Origin of the sequence: Pseudoduganella sp. S-14, assembly GCF_049913285.1 — a bacterium.
Lineage (GTDB): Bacteria > Pseudomonadota > Gammaproteobacteria > Burkholderiales > Burkholderiaceae_D > Rugamonas.
This window is the reverse complement of sequence record NZ_CP183991.1, coordinates 3,501,973-3,522,824: the sequence shown is the minus strand read 5'-3', so window position 1 is coordinate 3,522,824 and position 20,852 is coordinate 3,501,973. Positions and strand designations below refer to the sequence as shown.

15 protein-coding genes and 1 pseudogene are annotated in these 20,852 nt (G+C 62.4%); 10 read left to right on the top strand and 6 right to left on the bottom strand.

The genetic code is table 11. The features are described from left to right. Positions 1 to 2: 2 nt before the first annotated feature. A pseudogene (locus ACN9MZ_RS16090) lies at positions 3 to 205 on the bottom strand (PepSY domain-containing protein); the annotation flags it as partial. A 42-nt stretch (positions 206 to 247) separates the two neighbouring features. Next, entirely contained in the window at positions 248 to 2,380 is a 2,133-nt protein-coding gene (locus ACN9MZ_RS16085) for a TonB-dependent siderophore receptor (RefSeq protein WP_426337989.1), read from the bottom strand. A gap of 197 nt (positions 2,381 to 2,577) precedes the next feature. Here ACN9MZ_RS16085 and ACN9MZ_RS16080 point away from each other — a divergent pair, with 197 nt between their 5' ends. From ACN9MZ_RS16080 to ACN9MZ_RS16065, 4 genes are all read left to right on the top strand, one after another. Next, the gene (locus ACN9MZ_RS16080) at positions 2,578 to 3,417 is read left to right on the top strand and encodes a universal stress protein (RefSeq protein ID WP_426337988.1); all 840 of its coding nucleotides are present in this window, start codon (positions 2,578 to 2,580) and stop codon (positions 3,415 to 3,417) included. Between the two features lie 27 nt (positions 3,418 to 3,444). Beyond that, the gene (locus tag ACN9MZ_RS16075; protein WP_426337987.1) at positions 3,445 to 5,055 is read left to right on the top strand and encodes a PHA/PHB synthase family protein; all 1,611 of its coding nucleotides are present in this window, start codon (positions 3,445 to 3,447) and stop codon (positions 5,053 to 5,055) included. A gap of 131 nt (positions 5,056 to 5,186) precedes the next feature. Continuing rightward, on the top strand, positions 5,187 to 6,281 hold the full coding sequence (rodA, locus tag ACN9MZ_RS16070; RefSeq protein WP_426337986.1) for a rod shape-determining protein RodA: 1,095 nt from the start codon (positions 5,187 to 5,189) through the stop codon (positions 6,279 to 6,281). Positions 6,282 to 6,440: 159 nt separating this feature from the next. Then, on the top strand, positions 6,441 to 7,505 hold the full coding sequence (locus tag ACN9MZ_RS16065) for a M35 family metallo-endopeptidase (protein WP_426337985.1): 1,065 nt from the start codon (positions 6,441 to 6,443) through the stop codon (positions 7,503 to 7,505). Between the two features lie 18 nt (positions 7,506 to 7,523). Here the strand turns inward: ACN9MZ_RS16065 and ACN9MZ_RS16060 are convergent, their stop codons facing one another. The 3 genes from ACN9MZ_RS16060 to ACN9MZ_RS16050 form a co-directional block, all read right to left on the bottom strand. Then, positions 7,524 to 7,976 (bottom strand): hypothetical protein, encoded by a 453-nt coding sequence (locus tag ACN9MZ_RS16060; RefSeq protein WP_426337984.1) that lies wholly within the window; start codon positions 7,974 to 7,976, stop codon positions 7,524 to 7,526. Positions 7,977 to 8,006: 30 nt separating this feature from the next. Further along, positions 8,007 to 10,259, bottom strand: coding sequence for a PAS domain S-box protein (locus ACN9MZ_RS16055; protein ID WP_426337983.1), 2,253 nt, complete (start codon positions 10,257 to 10,259; stop codon positions 8,007 to 8,009). A gap of 109 nt (positions 10,260 to 10,368) precedes the next feature. Further along, positions 10,369 to 12,504 carry a hypothetical protein gene (locus ACN9MZ_RS16050; protein ID WP_426337982.1) on the bottom strand — a complete coding sequence of 712 codons (2,136 nt, stop codon included), beginning with the start codon at positions 12,502 to 12,504 and terminating at the stop codon, positions 10,369 to 10,371. A gap of 191 nt (positions 12,505 to 12,695) precedes the next feature. Between ACN9MZ_RS16050 and ACN9MZ_RS16045 the strand changes: the two genes are divergently transcribed. The 6 genes from ACN9MZ_RS16045 (at position 12,696) to ACN9MZ_RS16020 (ending at position 19,256) form a co-directional block, all read left to right on the top strand. After that, positions 12,696 to 13,061 carry a hypothetical protein gene (locus ACN9MZ_RS16045; protein WP_426337981.1) on the top strand — a complete coding sequence of 122 codons (366 nt, stop codon included), beginning with the start codon at positions 12,696 to 12,698 and terminating at the stop codon, positions 13,059 to 13,061. A gap of 68 nt (positions 13,062 to 13,129) precedes the next feature. Next, positions 13,130 to 14,410 (top strand): alpha/beta hydrolase, encoded by a 1,281-nt coding sequence (locus tag ACN9MZ_RS16040; RefSeq protein ID WP_426337980.1) that lies wholly within the window; start codon positions 13,130 to 13,132, stop codon positions 14,408 to 14,410. A 14-nt stretch (positions 14,411 to 14,424) separates the two neighbouring features. Beyond that, positions 14,425 to 14,820 (top strand): Hpt domain-containing protein, encoded by a 396-nt coding sequence (locus ACN9MZ_RS16035; protein WP_426161583.1) that lies wholly within the window; start codon positions 14,425 to 14,427, stop codon positions 14,818 to 14,820. 232 nt (positions 14,821 to 15,052) lie between these two features. Further along, positions 15,053 to 15,433 (top strand): hypothetical protein, encoded by a 381-nt coding sequence (locus tag ACN9MZ_RS16030; RefSeq protein WP_426337979.1) that lies wholly within the window; start codon positions 15,053 to 15,055, stop codon positions 15,431 to 15,433. Between the two features lie 94 nt (positions 15,434 to 15,527). Continuing rightward, complete coding sequence (gene prsT / locus ACN9MZ_RS16025) at positions 15,528 to 18,272, top strand: XrtA/PEP-CTERM system TPR-repeat protein PrsT (RefSeq protein WP_426337978.1); 2,745 nt, start codon at positions 15,528 to 15,530, stop codon at positions 18,270 to 18,272. Positions 18,273 to 18,368: 96 nt separating this feature from the next. Further along, positions 18,369 to 19,256, top strand: coding sequence for a hypothetical protein (locus ACN9MZ_RS16020; protein WP_426337977.1), 888 nt, complete (start codon positions 18,369 to 18,371; stop codon positions 19,254 to 19,256). On the opposite strand, the gene ACN9MZ_RS16015 is transcribed toward ACN9MZ_RS16020, so the two are convergent. Next, the gene (locus ACN9MZ_RS16015) at positions 19,241 to 20,851 is read right to left on the bottom strand and encodes an FAD-binding oxidoreductase (protein ID WP_426337976.1); all 1,611 of its coding nucleotides are present in this window, start codon (positions 20,849 to 20,851) and stop codon (positions 19,241 to 19,243) included. The two genes, ACN9MZ_RS16020 and ACN9MZ_RS16015, sit on opposite strands and share 16 nt — an antisense overlap. Position 20,852 lies beyond the last annotated feature (1 nt).

Here is a 20,852-nt window from a genome sequence, read left to right as displayed (position 1 = left end):
TTTCAGCCGGCGGGCTGCATCCCACGCCGTTGCGCCGCGGCCGCCCTGTTCCTCGAAGTCCGCTTGCGCCACCAGATCACCACGCCGGCGAAGCTCAGCATCGTCACCACGATACCCATTGCGGAATTCAGATCCGGCCAGGCAGGCCCAGGATGCGGCCGGAATGCAATGGGAACTGGGCTTGCACGAAGATGTCTGCCGCAGTCCTTTCCAAGGCGGGCGATCGAGCGCGCATGTCAACCTCGCATCAGAAACGATACTTCAGGCTCGCCGATACACTGCGCGGTGCGGCGTAGGTGACGGCGCCATAGGCGGCGAACATGCCGAAATGCTGTTTGTCGAACAGGTTGCTCACGTTGACCTGTGCTGAAAGCTGCTTGGTGATGTCGTAGCGCGCCATCAGGCTGGCCAGCGCGAAGGAACCCTGTTCAATCAGGCCATGGGTCCCGGCGGGAGCAGTCGGATCCAGGGTGTAGGTACGGCTTTCCCAATTCAGGCCGCCGCCCACAGTCAGCGCATCCAGTCGGTAGGTAGTGAAGACGCGGAATAGTTTGCGTGGATAGACGCTGTTGAAATCGGCGCCCGAGGCATCCTTGGCCCTGAATTGGGAATATCCTGCGGTGGCGTTCCAGCCGCGCGCCAATTCTCCCGAGACTTCGAACTCGAATCCATCGCTCTTGGCGCCGCTTGCGGCGTGGTAGTAAGCTTCCGGCGCAAGCGGGCCTGTGCCATCGCGGTCGACCAGACCGGCCTCCTGAGCGAGCTTGTCCTGCTTGATCCTGAATACCGCAAACGACGCATTCACGCGGCCGTCCAGGAGTTCTCCCTTGATGCCGCCTTCGTAGCTCTTGCCGATTACCGGGTCCAGGATATTTCCCGCCAGGTCCTTGCGGTTCTGCGGCTGGAAGATATCGGTGTAGCTGGCATAGGCAGACAGGTTTTCGCCGAGGTCGTACACTACGCCGGCATAGGGCGTCAATTCGTGGTCGTGCTTCAGCTGATAGGCCGGGCTCCAGGCTCCGGCGCCGGTCTTGTCGTAGTTGCTGAGCCGCGCACCGATGATCGCCTTCAGCGAATCGGTGATCGAGAAGCGCGCAACACCGTACAGCGCTTCCTGCCGGGTCACGCTCTTCTCGTAAAACGTCGGCGCGCCCCAATTCGGCTCGGGGTACGCTGCACCATTCCAGTGATTGAAATCGCCTACCGGCGGGTAGTCGCTGCCGTAATCGGCGGCACGGCTGTCGGCATTGAATTCCTGCTTCGAGTGCATGTAGCCGAACGCCGCTTCATGCTTGCGCCCGGCGAGCTCAAAGGGCCCGCTGGCATGAAGGCTGAAGTCGTCCTGCCGGGTGTGCGTAATGTAGGACCCTGCGAACGCGCCCATGCCCAGTCCCGTCACGCGGTCAGGTACCCCAGACAGGTACAGCAGCGCGGAATCGGCCTTGCGGTCGCCATGGCTGAGGCTGGCGCGCAGCTTCCAGCCGTTGTCGAAGCTGTGTTCGAGGTTGGCGAAGGTGTTCTCGTACGCCGTTTCCCAGCGCGTCCATCCGGCCGCTGACGTTTTCGAGACATCCCAGTTGGCCTTGCTGCCGTCGGTGTACCAGTACGGCAGGCCGCCCCACATCGGTCCTTGCGGGTCGTTCTCCTGGCGGCTGTAGCCGGCGGACAGCACGGTGCGGGGCGCCAGGTCGGCTTCAACGGTACCATAGAAAGTGTGGCTTTTGCTCTTCAACAGGTCGATCCAGCTGCCGGAACGCTGGTATTCACCGACCACCCGGGCGCGTACGCTACCGCTGGCATTGACCGGGGTCGAAACGTCTGCCATGCCGTGGCGCTCGTTCCAGCGGCCGATGCCAATCTGCGCGTTGCCGGTGAGCTCCTTGCTGGCTGCACGCTTGCGCACCAGGTTGATGGCCGCCGAAGGATTGCCGGCGCCCGTCATCAGGCCGGTGGCGCCGCGCACCACTTCCACACGGTCGTAAAGGGCCAGGCTCCCCAAGACTTCGCCGGAACTCCATGCCTGCTCCCAGGCTGTCGGCACGCCGTCGATCTGCAGGTTGTCAATGTCGAAGCCGCGCGCGCTGAAGCCGGCGCGATGCGTCTCATACTGGTTGACCGAAACGCCGGTCACATTGTTGACAACATCGGTCACGGTCTGCAACGCCTGGTCTTCGATGCGCTGCTGGGTCATCACGGATATCGATTGCGGCGTGTCGCGCGGCGAAATGCTCAGCGGTGTGGCCGTACGGCTGCGTTCCGCGGTGTAGCTATCCGGCCTTTGCGCAGTGACCTGGATCTGCGGCATCACTGCCGCTTCTTCCGCCAGAACAGCCCCCGGAAACGCCAACCCAAGCAATACCGCCACCTTCTTCTTGTCCATCGTTACCTCAGCTAATTATCAGTTATTAGCTGGCGAGGAGCTGGCTCTATTCGAAAACGCAAATGATAACTATTCGCATCTAAAAGTCAACACTTGCTTATGCAAGTTACGGGATTAGATTGAAATTGACCCAGATCATGCCGTTGGATTGCGCATCACCCTAGACTTTTTCACATCTATCCCTCCCGGAGGCTGACATGGGGTTCAAGACTGTCGTTGTGCACGTGAATAGTTCCGCCGACACCGAGCGCCGGGTGCGGCTGGCATCCCAGATCGTGCGCATGTCAACAGGACGGTTGGTCGGTGCGGCGATGAGCGGCATTTCGCGCTTCCTGTACGCCGACCATGCCACGGCCATGGGTATCAGCCTGGCAGCCCAATGCATCGACGAAGCGCGGGAAGCTGCCCGCGACAGCTTGCGGCGTTTCGAGTCGCAATGCGCGATGCTGGACCTGCCGTCCTTCGAATCCCGCCTGCTTGACGACCAGGCCGCGGATGGCCTGGTGCTGCAGTCGCGCTACGGCGACCTCGTGATACTGGGCCAGGTCAACCCGGACGATCCGATTTCGCCAATGGAAGAAGAAACACCCGAATATGTGGCCATGAACAGCGCCAGGCCGGTATTGGTGGTGCCCTATGCCGGCCATTTCGAGGCGCCGTTCCAGCGTGTGCTGGTTGCCTGGGACGGCAGCATGGAGGCCACCCGCGCCATCACCGCTGCCATTCCGCTGATGGAACAAGCCGGCAAAGTCACGCTGGCTATGTTCAATGCCGGCCGCGAGCCCGAGGCCCACGGCAGCGAACCGGGTGCTGACATGGCCCTCTACCTGGCGCGCCATGGCATCAAGGTCGAAGTCTCCTCACAAGTGACGGCGATCGACGTCGGTTCTGCCCTGCTCTCCTTCGCCTCGGATATCGATGCCGATTTGCTGGTCATGGGTTGCTACGGCCATAGCCGCATGCGCGAAATCATGCTGGGCGGCGCATCCCGTACGGTATTGCAAAGCATGACGCTTCCTGTGCTGATGGCGCATTAGGTCCGCATTAGGTCTATACTGGGCTGCATGCCAAATCCGTTCGCCAATGTTGCCGCCGCATGGCTGGCGCATCCACTGGAGATGGCCCGGGCGTGGCAGGAGCTTGCCACAGTCGCCTGGGCGACCGGCATGCCTGCGCCCCTGGCGGAAGCTGCGGAGGGCGATGACCGATTCAGCGACGACGCGTGGCGCGACAATCCATTCTTTCATGGCCTGATGCAGCAATACCTCGGCTTCACGCGCACCCTGGAACGGCAGGTCTATGACACGCCAGGCGTGGAAGAAAGCGAAGCCCACAGCGCTGCCTTCTGGCTGCGCCATTGGTGCAACGCTCTAGCCCCGAGCAACTTCCCCTGGACCAATCCGGTCGTAATGCGACGCGCCTTCGACAGCGGCGGGGCTAGCCTGAAGCACGGCTTTGAAGAATGGCTGCGCGATTTGCTGGCGGGCGACCTGCGCATGGTGGATCCGGCCCAGTTCCAGCTCGGACGCGACCTTGCCGCCACGCCGGGGCGCGTTGTGATGCGCAACCAGATGATGGAGCTGATCCAGTACACGCCCGTTTGCCCGCAAGTTCGGGCGATGCCGCTGGTCCTGGTGCCGCCCTGGATCAACAAGTACTACATCCTGGACCTGACCGCCCAGCAAAGCATGGTGCGGCACCTGGTGCAACAGGGTTTCGACGTGTTCGTCATGAGCTGGAAGAACCCGCGCGCCAATATGCAGGATGCCAGCTTTGAAGACCACCTGTTCGATGGCATCCTCGCTGCCATCGACGCGGCGCGCAGCATCGCCGGCGTCCCGCAAGTGCATGCGGTCGGCTATTGCATCGGCGGCACCGCCCTGTCGGCGTTGATGGCGTGGCTGAACCGTCGCCATCGGGCGGCGCGCGATGTCCCGGTTGCGCACTGGACGCTGCTAGCCACGCTCACCGATTTTTCCAAGCCTGGCGACATCGCCAGCTTCATCAACGACGACAGCGTGGCCTTGCTGGATGGCCTGATGGCGCGCCAGGGTTTCCTCGACTCGCAGCAGATCGGCTGGAGCTTCCGCATGCTGCGCCCGAATACGCAGATCTGGCGCTATGTGGTGCACAAGTACCTGCTCGGCGAGCCTGCACCTGCGCTGGCGCCCCTGGCCTGGAACTCGGACGGCACGCGCCAGCCGCGCGCCACGCACAGCTTTTGCCTGCGCGAGTTATACCAGGCCAACAAGCTGGCCCACGCCGATGCGCTTGAAATCCGCGGCCAGAAGCTGGACCTTGGCCGCATCCGCCAGCCCCTGTATGCCGTGGGTGCGGTGGCGGACCACATCACACCCTGGCGCAGTACCTACCGCAGCGCGGCGCTGGTGGGCGCTCCGGTGCATTATGTGCTCACCGCCTCCGGCCATATCCTGGGCATCATCAATCCGCCGGGCGGCAGCACCAAACAGCAATACTGGTCGGCGCCCCTGATAACGGGCCGCGACGCCAAGGACTGGCTGGCGGTGCAAACGCCAGCTCCAGGCTCCTGGTGGCAGGACTGGACCGCCTGGCTGCACGGACGCTGCGGCGAATGGCGCACGCCCGCGCACGCGGCCCATGCCGACTATCCCTGGCTATGCGATGCACCCGGAAATTACGTGCGCGAGCGCTAGCCCGGCCTTATAATTTCGGCCATGAATAATGAGCAAAAACAATTCCGCCGCCGGCTTGCCGTCCTCGGCGCGGTCGCATTTTCCGGCTTTGCCGTCCTGGCTGGCCGCGTCATCTGGCTGCAGGCCTTTCAATGAACGGTAATGCTTCGTTGTGGCGCCGCCTGCGGCCGCTGCTGGCTGTTGACGCGCCGTTGGCCGTCATCCTTGGCTTGTTGCTGGCGGCTGGCCTGTTGACACTGTATTCCGCCTCGGCGGACTTCCCGGGCCGCTTCGAACTGCAGTTGCGTAACGTGGCGATGGCGCTCGGCCTGATGTGGGTGGTCGCGAATATCCCGCCAGCCATGCTGATGCGCCATGCAGTCACGCTGTATTCGTTTGGCGTCGCCTTGCTGTTGGCGGTGTTCCTGTTCGGCGTAACGAAAAAAGGCTCGACGCGCTGGCTCAATCTCGGCCACGATTTCCAGCCGTCCGAGATGATGAAGATCGCAATGCCGATGATGCTGGCCTGGTACTTCCACCGCTTCGATGGCGCCAAGGGCTGGCAGGTGTTCGTTGCGGCCGCGGTGCTGCTGGCCATTCCGGTGGGACTGATCGCCAAGCAGCCCGATTTCGGCACGGCGATGCTGGTGCTGGCGGCGGGTTTCTATGTGATCGTGCTGGCCGGGCTATCGTGGAAGGCGCTTGTGGCGCTGGCTGCTTGCGGCCTGGCCGCGGTGCCGGTGGTGTGGCAATTGCTGCACGACTTCCAGCGCCAAAGGGTGCTGACTTTCCTCAACCCGGACTCGGATCCGGCCGGCAAGGGTTTCCAGATCACCCAGGCGAAGATCGCAATCGGTTCCGGCGGCATGGCTGGCCGTGGCTGGATGGATGGCACCCAGGGCCACCTTGGCTTCGTCCCCGAACGTTCCACCGACTTCATCTTCTCGGTCTTCGCCGAAGAGTTCGGGCTGTTCGGCGGGAGTGCGCTGCTGCTGATGTACACCTTGCTGATCTGGCGCGGCCTGCAGATTTCCGCCAGCGCAGTGACGCCATTTTCGCGTTTGCTGGGCGGCGCCATCACCATGATCTTCTTCACCTATGCCTTCATCAATATCGGCATGGTGAGCGGCGTGGTACCGGTGGTTGGCGTGCCGCTGCCTTTTTTCAGTTATGGCGGCACGGCCCTGGTCACACTGGGCGTCGGCTGCGGCATCCTGATGGCGATCCGTCGTCAAAGCCAGGTCTGAGCCTGTTACAAATGTCCCGGATTGGACATATTCCCGGCTCCTGTTCAGGGCATAACGGAACCGTTGTTGAAATAGCGACAGCGCAGCGATTTCGATTGAATTGCCGCAGCCTCCCCGTCAAGATTGGCTCACCCCAACCACAACCGGACGGAGAGACGAATGAACTTGAAACACCTTGGCGCTTTCGCACTCGCAGCTTCCTTCAGCCTGGGCGCCTATGCGGCCGACGGCCTGACAGCCAGCATCAGCATGGACAAGCGCGCGCTGGGCCCGCGCGACGACGTGGTCGTCCAGGTTACCCTGACCAACACTTCGTCGGTGCCGCAATACGTCCTGAAATGGCATACCCCGTTCGGCGACATTGAAGAATCGCTGTTCGACGTGACCCGTGACGGCGCCAGGGTGCCGTACGAAGGCATGCACGTCAAACGCCCGGCGCCCACGGCAGCCGACTACTACGTCATCCAGCCCGGCAAATCACACAAGGTCACGGTGGAACTGTCGCAGATGTATAACATGAGCATCTCGGGCGACTACACCATCCGTTACAGCACCAAGTCGCCCAAGCTGTTCAGCAACGTCGACCCGGCCGGCAAGGCAGTTGACAAGAAGCAGCCGGACACCCTGCAATCGGCCGAGCTCAGCGTGTCGATCGAAGGCTCCTTGCCGCGCGGCAGCATGGCCAAGGCGCCGGAACAGCCCCTGCCAAGCGCAGCCGGCTTGGCCTTCAACAAGTGCACCGCTTCGCAGCAGGCCGACATTACGACTGCCGTGTCGACCGCGCAAGGCATGACCAACGACGGCGACGCCTACCTGGGCGCCAACAAGACCGGCACCCGCTACACGAAATGGTTCGGCAGCTACGATTCGGGCCGCTACTCCACCGTGAAATCGCACTTCGCCGCGCTGAAGGATGCCTTCGCCACCAAGCCGATCACCGTCGACTGCGGTTGCAAGAAAACTTACTACGCGTATGTGTATCCAACCCAGCCTTACAAGATCTATGTCTGCAAGGCTTTCTGGAGCGCGCCAATGTCCGGCACCGACTCCAAGGGCGGTACCCTGGTGCATGAGATGAGCCACTTCAATGTGGTGGCCGGTACCGATGACTGGGTCTACGGCCAGTCCGGCGCCGCCAGCCTGGCAATCAGCGATCCTAACAAGGCCATTGACAATGCCGACTCGCACGAATATTTCGGCGAGAACACCCCGGCCCTGCAATAAGGCCTGCCCTGCCGCCGCTCACCTGCCGGTATGCTCGAAGCGTACCGGTCCAACGGTGAGCGGTATTTCCTTCCCGTCCATGAGGTAGTGCCCGGCGTAGCTGATGGTGTACGCATGGCGCCCTTGCCTGAAGCTGTACGCGGGGGCCAAGTCAATGGCGTTGCTGAGGTGCGTCCCGGGTTTCATGGCCAGGTAGTCGGCGTCCGTCAAGGGGCCGCGCTTGACCATGATGCCCTGGTAGTCGAGCAGTTGCCCGGTCTCGGCGTCGCGCACCTCGAACAGCTTGCCGAACATCTCTTCTTCGGTTGCCAGCGCGTGCAGGACCTTCAGCTGTCGCGCCGATCGGTTGGCCAGGGCGATGTGCAAGACGGGGTGGCCGCCTGCCTCTTTGACGGTGAATCTGACTTCCAGCATTTTCGGTTCCCCTGACAGCGCGCCGACTGCTAGCAAGGCTGCAATATTGATTTTCACTCCAGACCTCGTTACACGTGAAACTTCTGTCTAGCGCGACTGTTCCAGTGCTTCCCCAACCACTTCCAGGAAGTCATGGATGTTCAAGGGCTTGGTCAGGTAGCGGAAAAAGCCGGCCTCCAGCGCCGCCTGTACATCCAGCGGCATCGCATTGGCGGACAGCGCAATGATCGGAATCTGGCGCGTGGCGGCGTCCTGGCGCAAACGGCGCTGTGCCTCGCGGCCGCTGATGCCGGGCAGGTTCATGTCCATCAAAATCGCATCGGGCAGGTATTCGCGCGCCATGGCCACACCGGAATTGCCGTCGGTGGCCGACAACAACTCAACGTCGAGATGCAGCTTGACGATCTCTTCCACGAGCTTCAGGTTGGCGGGGTTATCTTCCACATAGAGCAGCCGGGGCTTGCTGTGCTGGCCGCGCACCGCTGCCGGCGCCGGCATGCCTTCCCGGTCCTCGCCGCGTGGCAACTGCTGGGGCGCCGTGGCTTCCATCTCGACCGTGAAGGTGCTGCCCTGGCCAACCGAGCTCGTAACACTAATGGTCGCGTTCATTAACTCGGCCAGCCGTTTGCTCAGCACCAAGCCGATGCCGCTGCCTTCTTCGGAGCCGCCTTCCTGGCCCAGCCGGTTAAAGGGCTGGAACAGACCCGCCATCTGTTCGCCGCTGAGCCCCGGCCCGTCGTCGCGCACTGCCAGCCAGGTTCGCCCTGGGTCGGCTGTCCCGCAGGCTACCCAGACGTGGCCGCCCTTGCTGTTGTACTTGATTGCATTGCTCAACAGGTTCAGCACGATCTGGCGCAGCCGGATGCGGTCAGCCTTGACATGCATGCCGTGTGGTTCGGACAGGTAAACCGTGACCTGCCGCGCATCGGCCATGGCCTCGACCATCTTGTTCGCTTCATGCAGCAGGTCGTCCAGCGCCACCGGTTCCAGAGAAAGCGTGACGGCGCCGACCTCGATCTTCGCCAGGTCCAGCGTTTCATTGATCAGGTGCAGGAGGTGCTGCCCGGCCTGTACGATATTGCCGGCGAAGGCGTAACGCTGCTGTTGCGACAGCGGGAGTTTTTCGTTATGCAGCAACTGGCCGAAGCCGAGAATGGCATTCAGCGGCGTACGCAGCTCATGCGACATGCTGGCCAGGAAGCGATCCTTGGCTTTGCTGGCTTGCTCCAGTTCGAGCTTTTGTTCGATCAGCTTGCGCTCGATCTGGCGCCGTCCGCTGATGTCGCGGATGGCGCTTGACACCAGCAGTTCGTCCTCGGTCTTCAAGGGACTGAGGCTGATCTCCACCGGGAATTCGGAACCGTCGCGGCGCATTGCATACAGTTCGGTGCCCGCCCCCATGGCGCGCGGCTGGGCCTTGGCGAAGAAGCTGCTGCGCGCCGCCGGATGCCGTCCAGCAAAGCGGGCCGGGATCAGGATTTCAATCGGCTTGCCCAGCAGCTCCTGGCGCTGGTAGCCGAACAGCTGTTCGGTCTGGGTATTCACCAGCACGATCTCGCCGCGCGCGTTGACGATGACCATCGGATCCGGCGCCGACTCCAGCAGGCCGCGGAACTTTTGCTCGGCTTTCTTGCGGTCGCCGATATCGCGGATCGCGCTCATGACGATCGCGCCCTCTTCCATCTGGATCATGCTGAGGCTGATCTCGACCGGGAATTCCAGCCCGTCCTTGCGCAAGCCATACAGTTCCAGCCCCGCCCCCATGGTGCGCGTGCGCGGCTGCACGAAATACTGGGCGCGATGCGCGACATGGCCGCCGCGGAAACGATTGGGCAGCAATACTTCAACCGGTTTTCCCAGCAATTCGCGCGGTTCGAAGCCAAACAGGCGCTCGGCCTGGCTGTTGACCAGCACGATGCGGCCGGTGGAGTTGGCCATCACGATGGCATCGGGCATCGACTCGAGCAGGCCGCGGTAGCGCGACTCGACTTGGCGCGCGTCGCGCAAGGCCTTGGCGTCGGTGATGTCGTTCTGGCTGTGGATGATGTACTCGATGTCGCCCTGGGCAGAATAGACCGGCTTGCAGGCTGCTCCGATATACACCGCCTGGCCGTCCTTGCGGCGCCGCAGGTACTCGAAATCAGCCCCGAATTCGCGCCGCACCGGATGGCCCGGCATGCCGATCAGTTCCTCCAGCCTGTGGCCGCGCGCTTCTTCGCCGCTATAGCCATAGATTTCCGTCGCGCCCCGGGTCCAGAAGAGCACGGTGTCGTGGCCGTCCGTGGCAATGATGCCGCCGGGAGCTTCTTCGAGGATGAACTTGCCCAGGTCAGTTTGCATGATTGGTCTCTTCGCGGACTCGGCGATGCCAATTGTAAGCGAATTCGGGCGAAAAAAAACCGCCTGCCCTTGCGGCCAGGCGGTCGATAGCGCGGGGGTGCGCTACGTATTACCAGGAGGCTTTCAAGGTGTAGGTGCCGCTGGTCGAACCAGTGCCACCCGAGTAGTAGTACACCTTGGCATACCACGTTACAGCAGTTGAGCCCGTATTGGCGCGCGTTACAACGTCAGCCTGGCCAGTGCCTTTCACGCTCGATGCCAGCTCGGTACCTGCGCTGTTGTACAGCTTCAGGTCGTAGTCCGACGAGGCGTTCGGCGTCATGGTGGCGGTCAGGGTCTTGCCCGCTGGAACCGTAATGGCGAAGTAGTCGACATCGCTGCTGGTGCCGATATTGGCGCTGGCCGTGGTGCAGGACTGGGTGATGCCATTCGCGCTCGCGATGGTGTTATTGCTCTCCGTTTCCGACATGTTCACCGGCGTGCAGGCAGCGCCGCTCAGGATGTTCTGTGCCTCGAATTTGGCCTGGAAGGTGTTGGCATAGCTCAGGTCCGACGGGAACAGGGTCTTGGCAGCGTTCACGATCGCTGTTGCCATCGCTGGCATCTTGATGTTCGAGCCGAGGCCGAAGTGGGCTTCGAGGATGATCTTGTCGATGTTCGCGCGTGGCTTGCCGGCGGCGATCAGCGACACCATCGACGAGTACAGCGGCGCCGACCACAGCTCGTCGGACTGGAAGGTCACGCCGTTCTCGGTCACCGAGCTGTGTGCGCTATAGGTCTTGCTGCTGTTGTACTTGGCGTCGGTGCGGTTCAGCATGCGACCGGCCCAGCAGGAGCCGTGGCCATCCCAGCTGAAGGCCCACTCAGGGTGGTAGACCTGGCCGTTCGGCGTGCTGTAGGAGTACGACGCAGCCCAGTAGTCGCCGAAGCCTTCGCCCATGGCGCCAGTGTCGCCGCCCGACCAGCTCGAGTTGATGCTGGCCTGGATGCCGTGGCCGTACTCGTGCAGGATGACGTCGGCATCTTCACTGTCGTTGACGCAGCCATGGCCAAAGGCCAGGTAGCCCGTTGCACCGCTGCCGCTGAAGTGCGAGTTGTCGTCGCCGTTGACGCCGTCGGTATCGATGTCCATCGACCGGTTGAGGATGGACTTGGTGCCGGTGAAGCCCAGCGACTGCATGTAACGCTGGCTTTGGTCGATGTGGAAGTAGACGTTGGTGTCATCGAAAGCATTGTTGCCGCGCTTGGCAGTCCAGACACCGTTGGTGGTGGTGCTTGGTGCCGTATTTGGCGACTCGATGTTCTTGATGTTGACGTACGGTCCGGTCAGCGAATATACCCCGCCGGTCACGGTCAGGTCGCGCAAGGTTTTGGTCGAATACGCGGCGTCGAAAGCAGACGCGGCGGAGGTATCGGTCAGCGCATCGGTGTTCAGGGTGGTGCGCGGATCAGGATCGAAGGCATAGCCGCTGCCGTTGATGCCGGACGCCGCCATCACCGTAGCGGTGCTGCCGGCCTTGAGCGTGTTCACGCTGGTGCTGGCCTTGGCTGCCTCGGTAGCGGCATGGCGGTCCAGCATTTGGCCCGGCGCTGCGGCGCGTGCGGCCAGGCTGCGCTCGCCGCCTTTGTTGGTGCGTGGCAGCGAGGTGGAGTAGGAATCGATCAGGCTGCCGTCATGGGCATTCAGGTACTGGACGAAACCGCCGGTCGGCATCTCGGCTTCAATGTCGACCTTGCGCGCCAGTTGCACGCCATCCTTGGTCGGCACCCACACCAGGGTGGACGACGGCACGTTCACCAGGTTGTGCTGGACCTTCATGTTTTTCCAGCCTTTGTCCAACGCTTCGTCGTCGCTGATCTGGGCTTTGTTGTACAGTTGGTTGACGGCGTCGGCCTCAACCTTGGCAGAGATGTGGCGGGTTTCGTTGAAGATCTTTTGCAGGTCGCCGTTCTTGCCGATCGACACGATGATCTGGGCGCGGTCGACTGGCAGGCCGCGCAGCATTTGCTGGTAGTAGTAATGCTTGCCGGTCAGCGATTCCTTGACCGAAACCAGCACCAGGTTGTTCAGGTTCGCCGGCAGGCCGAAGCGTGCCGCGTGAACCTTCAGCACGCCCTCTGCGGAGGCAGCCTTGGTATTGGTGAAGACGGTCAGGTTGTCGATGGTTTTTTCACCGGCTTGGGCCAGGCCGGCGCAGGCCAGCATGACCATGGAGGCGATAGTGGTACGGGTTGTGTAGCGCATGTTGTAATTCTCTCCTGAAGCAGTTATAGATCTAGTTTTTGGATGGAACAACGAGCCCCGCCGGGCTTGGCACTCAACAGCGTGAGGGGCGAGTATAACTACGAAAAGTTCGCCGATTTATTTGAAGTTTTGCTCAGGAAGGCAAAAGAATTCAGTCAAGACCGCACGCGCAACATTAGAAGGAGTCATCAGTGAAATTGAACATTCTGTTAATTTTTACGGGCCTTTGCCTGATGGGCACGGCGGCGGCGATCCCGGATGCGGAGCCCGAGGTCACGGCCCAGGTAGCCGAGGTGCTGGAAGCCGTTGCCGACGGCAAGTCCGCAACGGAACGCTTCACCGAGCGCGGCAGCAGCTATCTCGCTGTGCCCGGCCTGCCTGGCCTGATGAAAGGCTGTAGCCGGCCCCTCGTGCTGGAGCTGCTTTCGCGAAACGTAAACGGGGAGGACCGGCTTTACGTGTACCGTGCGAAATGCCAACCGCAAGCCCTGCGCATCGCCATCGATTTCAACAAGGCGGCCCGCATCAACCGGCTTGAACTGGCCCCTGAGCGCTAGGTTCACGCGGCACTGGACTTGGCGTTGCGTGTGTGGTCAGATATGCATTAATCAGCCAGGAGAAGAGCATGGACGTCATTACGACAGCAGTGACGGCAGGTGCCGGCGAGGGCGGCATTAGTGCTGCCTATCAGATGCTGAAGTCCCGCCTGGCGGCCCAGTCCCCTTCGGTCGCCGATGCCATTGCCGACGTGGAAGAGGACCCCGGTTCGCGGTCGCGCCAGTTTGCACTGAGCGATGCGCTGGCCTCGGCCGGCCTGGCTGGTGACCGCTACCTGCGTGCTGCAGCGCGCAACTTGATCGATGAAATCGAGCGCCGGCGCAGCGGGCGAACCTCGCCCAAAGCCAGCCTGGACGGAGCGCCTGACCATGCAGTGATGAAAGTGTTCTTTGCAACCGATCGCGAGCTGAGCGGTGACCGCCACCCTGCCCGCCTGTTCGGCAGCACGCGCGGCCAGTTGCGTTACGGAAGCTGCGAAGTCAGCATTCCACGCGACCATCGCATGGGCGAGATGGAATCGCCTTCCCTATTGCGGCTGGAGTTTCGCCAGGACCCTGAGCAGCATGTGGTGTTGCTTTCTGCCGACTTGAGTGAGCGCGACGGCTACTTCGAAGAATTGCGGAGGTCGATCGCCGCCAGCGGCACGCGCAGCGCCCTGCTTTTCATTCACGGTTACCGTACCACGTTCGAGGATGCCGCCCGTCGCACTGGCCAACTGGCATACGACCTGGGCTTCCAGGGGGCGCCGATTTTTTACAGCTGGCCCTCGCAAGGCAAGCTTTCAGGATATATATTGGATGAAGCCAATGTGGAGTGGACCCAGGCCGACCTTGCTGCCTTTCTGGCCGACGTGCTGCAGCAGTCGGATGCCGAGCATGTTTACCTGCTCGCGCACAGCATGGGCAGCCGGGCCTTGGCCCAGGCGGCAGCCAGCGTCGTCGCCGCGCGACCGGAGCTGGCAGGCCGTATCAGGGAAGTGATTTTGGCGGCACCGGATATCGATGCCGATGTTTTCCGTCAGCAAGTTTTGCCAGCGCTGGCTGCCGTCCCGAGTCCATTGACTCTGTATGCGTCGTCGGAGGACAGCGCCTTGCAGGTTTCCAAATCCGTCCACGGCTATGCCCGTGCCGGTGAAAGCGGCTCCGGCCTGGTGGTGGCGCCAGGTGTCGAAACCATTGACGCCAGCAAGGTGGCGACAAGTTTCATCGGTCACACGTATTTTGCCGAGCGGCGCTCGGCTTTGAGCGATTTGTATTACTTGATAAAGCAACATACCAGGGCTGCCGAGCGCTTTGGCTTGCAGGCAGTCGAAAGTGCGATGGGACGCCATTGGACGTTCCGCGTATAACGGAGACTTTGTTTATGAGTTACGCAAGTGCGCCGGATGAAGCAGTCTTTTGTGTCGACAAACTGCTGCAATACATGGGGCAGGACGAAAAAGCCCTGGATACCGTGGTCAAGATCGTCCGCGATGGCATTGGTCCAGGTGTCGAACCGCTGAATCTCGCTGGCGACGCGATTCGGGACAACAAATTCATGGAAGCGCGCCGCATCCTGCACAATCTGCGCGGCTCGATCGGCAACCTTGGGGCAAAACGCTTTGTTGCTGCCTCGCTCGCACTGGAACTGGCCCTGCAAGAAGGCCGTATTGTTGAAATACCACTGCTTTTCACTGCCCTGGAAGGTGAATTGAAGCTGGTGCACGACCATGCCGGCGCATGGCTCGACCAGCACGCCGGACGCGCCGCCGCCCGCTAGCAATTCGTTACATCTGTTACCCCAGCCTTTTTGTGCGGCGCAATACCCGCATGTTATGATCAGCAGCACTTTACAGGTTTGGCAGTATTGCGAGCCGTGCGCCAATTTCGCCTCGCATTTCATAAAATCGTGAATGTTGCGTGCGACTTGACGTGCGGCAATTAATTGATATAATGCCATCCATTCTGGGAAAATAAGAAATATGGAAATGTTTAACAAGGCGGGAGTGATTGTGACATCCACCCTTGTGATGGTCGGCATGTTGATTGCTTGCCAAGCCAAGGAAGACGTCGAGCCGCCGGCACCGGTCGTCGAAGCCGTAGCAAAGAAACTGGCCGTGCATGGCGGTGCAGCGGCAGAACGCCGCCTGCGCGAATGGGCCGAGCAAGGCTCCCCTGTTGCAGCCCGTGAGCTGGGCCTGCTGTACAGCCAGGATGTTGCAAAGCACAAAGAAGCGATGCGCCTGCTGGAGAAAGCCGCCCTCGCCGGCGACTCCGTTTCCGTCGACTACCTGTCTACCCGTTTTCGTTCGAGCGCCACGGTCGCAAATGCCGACGGTTCGCGTGTCTGGCCGCTGTATGTACAGCTGTCCAACCAGCACCATACCAAGTAATCCCCCGACGGATCACGCGCTTTCTTGAGCGCGATCAAGAAGCAGATCTGAGAGCTCCCTACGCTGGTAACTCCACCAGCCTGGGAGGTTTTTCATGTCGCGCCTGATTACCATTGCCGCAGGATTGACTCTGACCGCCCTGCTCGCTTGCCAGAGAATGAAGCCAGTCGCCGATGTCCTTGCCGATGCACGCAAGGCGCACGACAGCGGTGAAGATCGGGCTGCCGTCATCCATCTGAAAAACCTGCTGCAGCAGGAGCCCGGCCATGGCGCGGCAAGACGCATGCTGGGGGAACTGCACCTGGCAACAGGCGATGCCGTTTCGGCTGAAAAGGAACTGCGACGCGCCCTGGCCCTGGGCCAGCCCCGGCAGGAACTGTTGCCGCTGCTGGTCCGCGCCATGCTGGCCCAGGCGTCCTGCCAGGGCGTGCTCGACGAATTGCAGGCTGAGCCGCTCACCCCGGCCGTCCTGGCCTGGCGCGGCCACGCCTTGCTTGGGCTAGGCAAAGCGGACGATGCCGGCCAGCTTTACACCCAGGCACTCCATAAGGACGGCAAACTGGTCGAGGCGCACCTGGGCCAGGCCCGGCTAGCCTTGCTGCGCAACGACACCGATGCGGCAGGCGAGTCGTTGCAGCACGCCCTTGCGGCCGACCCGCACAATAGCGAAACCCTACGCTTCCAGGGGGACCTGCTGCGCATGCGAGGCGACCTGGACGGTGCCCTCGCGGCATACCGCGCCATCCTTGAACGCGATAAAAGCAATGTGCAAGCCTTTGCCGATATTGCATCAGTCCATCTTCTGCAGGGAAAGCCGACGCTGGCCCGGGAAGGGCTTGAAGCGGCAAGGAAGATCCAGCCGGCCAGCCTGGTGATCTTCTACGCCCAGGGCTTGCTTGACCTGGCCGAAGGGAAACACAAGGCCGCCCTGGAGCGCGCGCAGATGGTCTTGCGTGCGGCGCCGGATCATTTGCCGAGCATGCTGTTGGCTGCCACTGTTGAACTGGAAAACGGCGCCTTCTCCCAGGCGCGGGCCCATATCTTGCGCTATCGCCAGTCACAGCCCAGGGAAATGTTCGCGCTGCGACTGCAGGCCCAGTGTGATCTGCAAGAAGGAAAGCCCCGGGACGCCCTGGCGCTACTTGAGCCGGCAATCGCTGAGCATCCGCAAGAGATCGACTTGCTGGCGCTTGGTGGTGAGGCAGCCATGCGTGCTGGACAGCACGAGCTGGCCGCACGCTGGTTTGGCCATGCCAGCAGCCTGGCGCCGGAGTCCAGCAGCCTCTTGGCCGCCAGTGGTCTGAGCCTGCTTAGCCAGGGCCAGGACGCTCGGGCGGTCGACGCCCTTGAACAGGCAACGCGAAAGGAAGGCGCGTCAGCTTCGCGCGCCGCTTCCCTGTTGGTCATGAGCTACCTGCGCAACCGTAACTTCAGCAAAGCCATGCAGCAGGTCCGGCAGATGGAAGCATTGGGGGACAATCCTTCGGTGCAAAACCTGAAGGGCGGCGTGTTGCTCGCGAGCGGCGACCTGCTTGGCGCACGCAAGGCTTTTTCGCGTTCACTGGAACTCGACCCCACCCATATGCCTGCGCTCGACAACCTGGCGGAACTCGACCTCCTGGAGAAGAAGGGGCCGCTGGCACGCCAGCGCTATGTCGCCGCGCTGGAGCGCCACCGCAACAGCCTGCCGTTGATGATGGCGCTGGCCAAACTCGAGGCAAGGCAAGGCAACACAGCGGCGGCGATCAACTGGCTGGAACGGGCCATTGCAGCCTCTCCCGATGCAGCCGTTCCGGTGCAGACGCTGGCAGCACTCTATTTGCGCGATGGGCAGGCCGGCAAGGCGCTCCAGCAAGCGCAGCGCCTGCAGGCGCTTCGTCCCAACGAAGCCGCCAGCCTTGACTTGCTGGCACAGGCAGCGTCCGGCGCCGGCCAGCACCAGCTGGCACTCGAAAGCCTGCACAAGCTGGCGCTGCTCCGTCCCCTGGAACCAGACGTGCAACTGCGTATTGCACGCACCTCGCTCGCTTTGAGCGAGAAGATGCCCGCCTTGCAGGCGGCCCGCAAGGCTGTTGCGCTCGACCCTGCCCGGGAGGACGCCGTGCTGCTTGCAAGTGCGCTACTGCTCGATACCCGCGCATTCGATGACGCCCGCAAGCTCGCGCGCTCCGTGCAACAACGCCTTCCTGACTCCGGCACAGGATTCAAGCTCGAAGGCGACGCCCTGCTGGAAGAAGGCAAGGCAGCCGAGGCCGTGGCATCGTATGAGCGTGCGTACGGAATTCAGCGCAGTGCACCGTTCATGATTGCCCTGCACCGCGCCTTGCTGGCGGCCGGAAAGGCCGACGCAGCGGGCGAACGCATACGCGACTGGCTGGGCCAGAATCCCTCTGACCAGGCAACCAGGCTGTACTACGCAAGCCATTTGCTGCAGCAGGCACAGTTTGGCGCTGCACAGCGCGAGTATGAAATCATCCTGCAACACGACCCGGACAATGTGCTTGCCTTGAACGACCTGGCCTGGGCGCTGCTGCAAACTGGGGGTGGCGATGCGGTGCGGACAGCGGAACGGGCCTACCGGCTTGCTCCGCAAAATCCCGCTGTAGCCGATACGCTGGCCTGGATCCTTGCCGAGCGCGGCAAGCCGGCGCGCGCCTTGCCTTTGCTGAAAAAGGCATTGGAAGCGGCGCCGACAGCCAGTGATATCCGCTTGCACTACGCCCACGCACTGTTCCGCAGTGGCGACAAGCGTGCAGCGCGCAGCCAATGTGAACAACTACTGGCAGTCCAGGGATTTGCGCACCGCGCCGAGGTCGTAGGCTTGCTGGCGCAAATGTAAAGTGTCGGCCTCATTTACGCCCGAGCGCGCCCCCCATGGTGTCCGCGCTGGCGCATTCCTTGCACGGTGACGCATATCCACCACTGGGAGCACACCATGTTCAAGAGCGCAATTTTCAAGGGCGCAGCCTGGCTTTCGGCCATGGCCATCGCCGCTACCGCTACAGCCACCCCTCTCGCACCGTTTGTATTGCGCACGCCGGGTGCGGTCGAAGTCAAGTTCAGCGGCTATCTGGCCCGCAGCGGCGACACCAGCACTTCGCCCGGCATCCGCGAAGCCAGTTTCGGCGCGGGTTATATGACCAGCATCCACGAACTCGGCAATCCCGCCAACCAGCTTTGGCGCAGCGGGCAGGACAATCAGAGCATTTCCTTCATGATGTATGGAGCGGCCGATGCCGCGGTACTTCCAGTGCCTGGATCGCCGGCTCACCAGGTATTCGGAACCGGGTGCACGCACATTGCCTTCGGTTGCGACGGCAAGATCCACCTCGATTTCTATCTCGATAAACTGAGCGGGGGAACCAATCCGGGATTTGGCATTGGCGGCATCAGGGCCTCGCAACGCCAGGGGTTCAGGCAACTTGGCGGAATTACCGATGGCGAACTGTTGATGCGTTGGGAGTTCATACCTGGCCTGCTGGCCTCTGCGCCGGGCGGCACACCGGTCACCCTGGTGCAGCAGTTGAGCGGCGTCAGCTCCCCCTCTTCCGGCTTCGGCAGCTTCCTGGCACGTTGCACGGGCGGCCCGGCATGCGCCTATTTCAGCAACAGCATGCAACAAGGCGGCGCCGACTTCAATGGCACCAATACCATGACCAGCATCATGGCCCTGACGGCCATTGGCCAGAATGGCTGGTCCGCCCGCCTTTCCGATCCTGTGATCGCGCAGGTGGCGCTGGGGCAGCCGGCCAGCCTCGCCTTGCTTGCTGTCGGCGCCGCGATGCTGCTGCTGGTGCGCCGGCGCCGTCAGCGCGGCTGGTAGCGACCCGGGGCGATGATCTGCCGCGGATCGAGCGCGGCCTTGATGCGGGCCACGGTGTCCCAGTACGTATCGTGGCCGCTATCGAGGGCCCGCATCGATTGCGGGCCTACGCGGTAGGGAATGTACCCAGCGCCCATCAGCCGTGAGAACGAGGCTTCGTAGCAAAGCCGGGCGCGCGCCGCCTCCGCCGCATCTTCCTGGTCAAAGCAGATGGTCAGCACGCCACCCAGTGTACGCTCGTTGATCATGCTGAAGGTTTCGAACAGATCGAAGCCATGGCGAGCAAACAGCGGCTCGACCAGCGAGTGCACATGCAACAAGTCTGTGCCGCGCATCGGCAGCACGGGTGCCAGCCACATCATTCCGCAACCGTCGCGCGCCGGATTGGCGCCCAGTGGAAATCCCTGCGGCAGGCCACCTCGGCGACGCCAGTAGGCGCCTGCCAGGAAGCGGCCATCCGGAATACCGCGGTTCATGTTCAACAGGGAGCGGCCAAGGTCGACCTGCGCCGACAACCGCGCTCCGAGCCTGCCTTTTCCCATCAGGCGGGCCGCGATGCCTCCAAGGGTCAGCGTGCGGTCATCGATAAAGCGCAAGGTGGCCAGCCTGCCAATGGCCGCCTGCAGGGCACGTCGCGCATCGGCCACCTGGGCCGGCCGGCCGTAAAGCGCAGCTGACACAGTCCAGGCACCGATCCCGGCTTGCCGGCACAGGCGCGCGCGCAATGGCAGCGGCAGCGGCGGCCCTTGCGGCGCCTGCGACGATGGGAACACCATTCCGCCCGACAGCACGCGCAAATCGTTCCCGATATGGACCACGCTTGGCAATGTGCCATCCATGCGCAGTGGCCGCAGCGCATCCACAACTGCCGCGATGGCCTCGAAGCCGGGGACGCTCGCTACCAGGTGGCTTACCACTTCGGTTTGCGGCATCAGCCAGAAGCCGAGGCTGGTAATGATGCCGAAGTTCGATTGCGTGAACAAACCGTCCAGCCATGGTCCGACACCATAGGGGTAAAGGTGGGCGGCACTGGCGTGGGCAAAATGGGCGAAACCAGTCTCGAGCGTGTCGCCGCTGGCCAGCACGATGCGCATGCCGGCTACATGCAGCATGCGGTTGCCATAGGGCGTGTGGCCGAAGCCGCGCTCCAGGATGTTGCCGACAAGGCTGGTATCCGGCCCGGCTCCCGTACAGTCCATCCACAGGGGGAGTTGCAGTTCGGCCAGTTGCCCCGCCAACTGGGCCTGTGTGACCCCGGGCTCGATCACGGCATAGGCAAGGTCCCGATCGATCTCAAGAATGCGGTTCATCCCGCCCAGGTCCAGGATGACCTGGCCTTCGCCGCTTGGGTTGGCGTCGCCGTATCCCCAGTTGCGGCCGGTACTCAGCGGATACAGCGGGACGCCAAATTCGCCGGCACTGCGCACCACGGCCACCACTTCACCGTGCGATAGCGGACGCAACACTGCAAGTGGCGCGACAGGCTGGCCCGAGGTGCTGGCAATGTACGGCGCGAGCTCGCTGGACGAGGTAAGCACCCGGGCCGGACCAAGCAGCAGGCGCCAGGCCTGCAATGCGGGTTGGAGGTTTGCCATC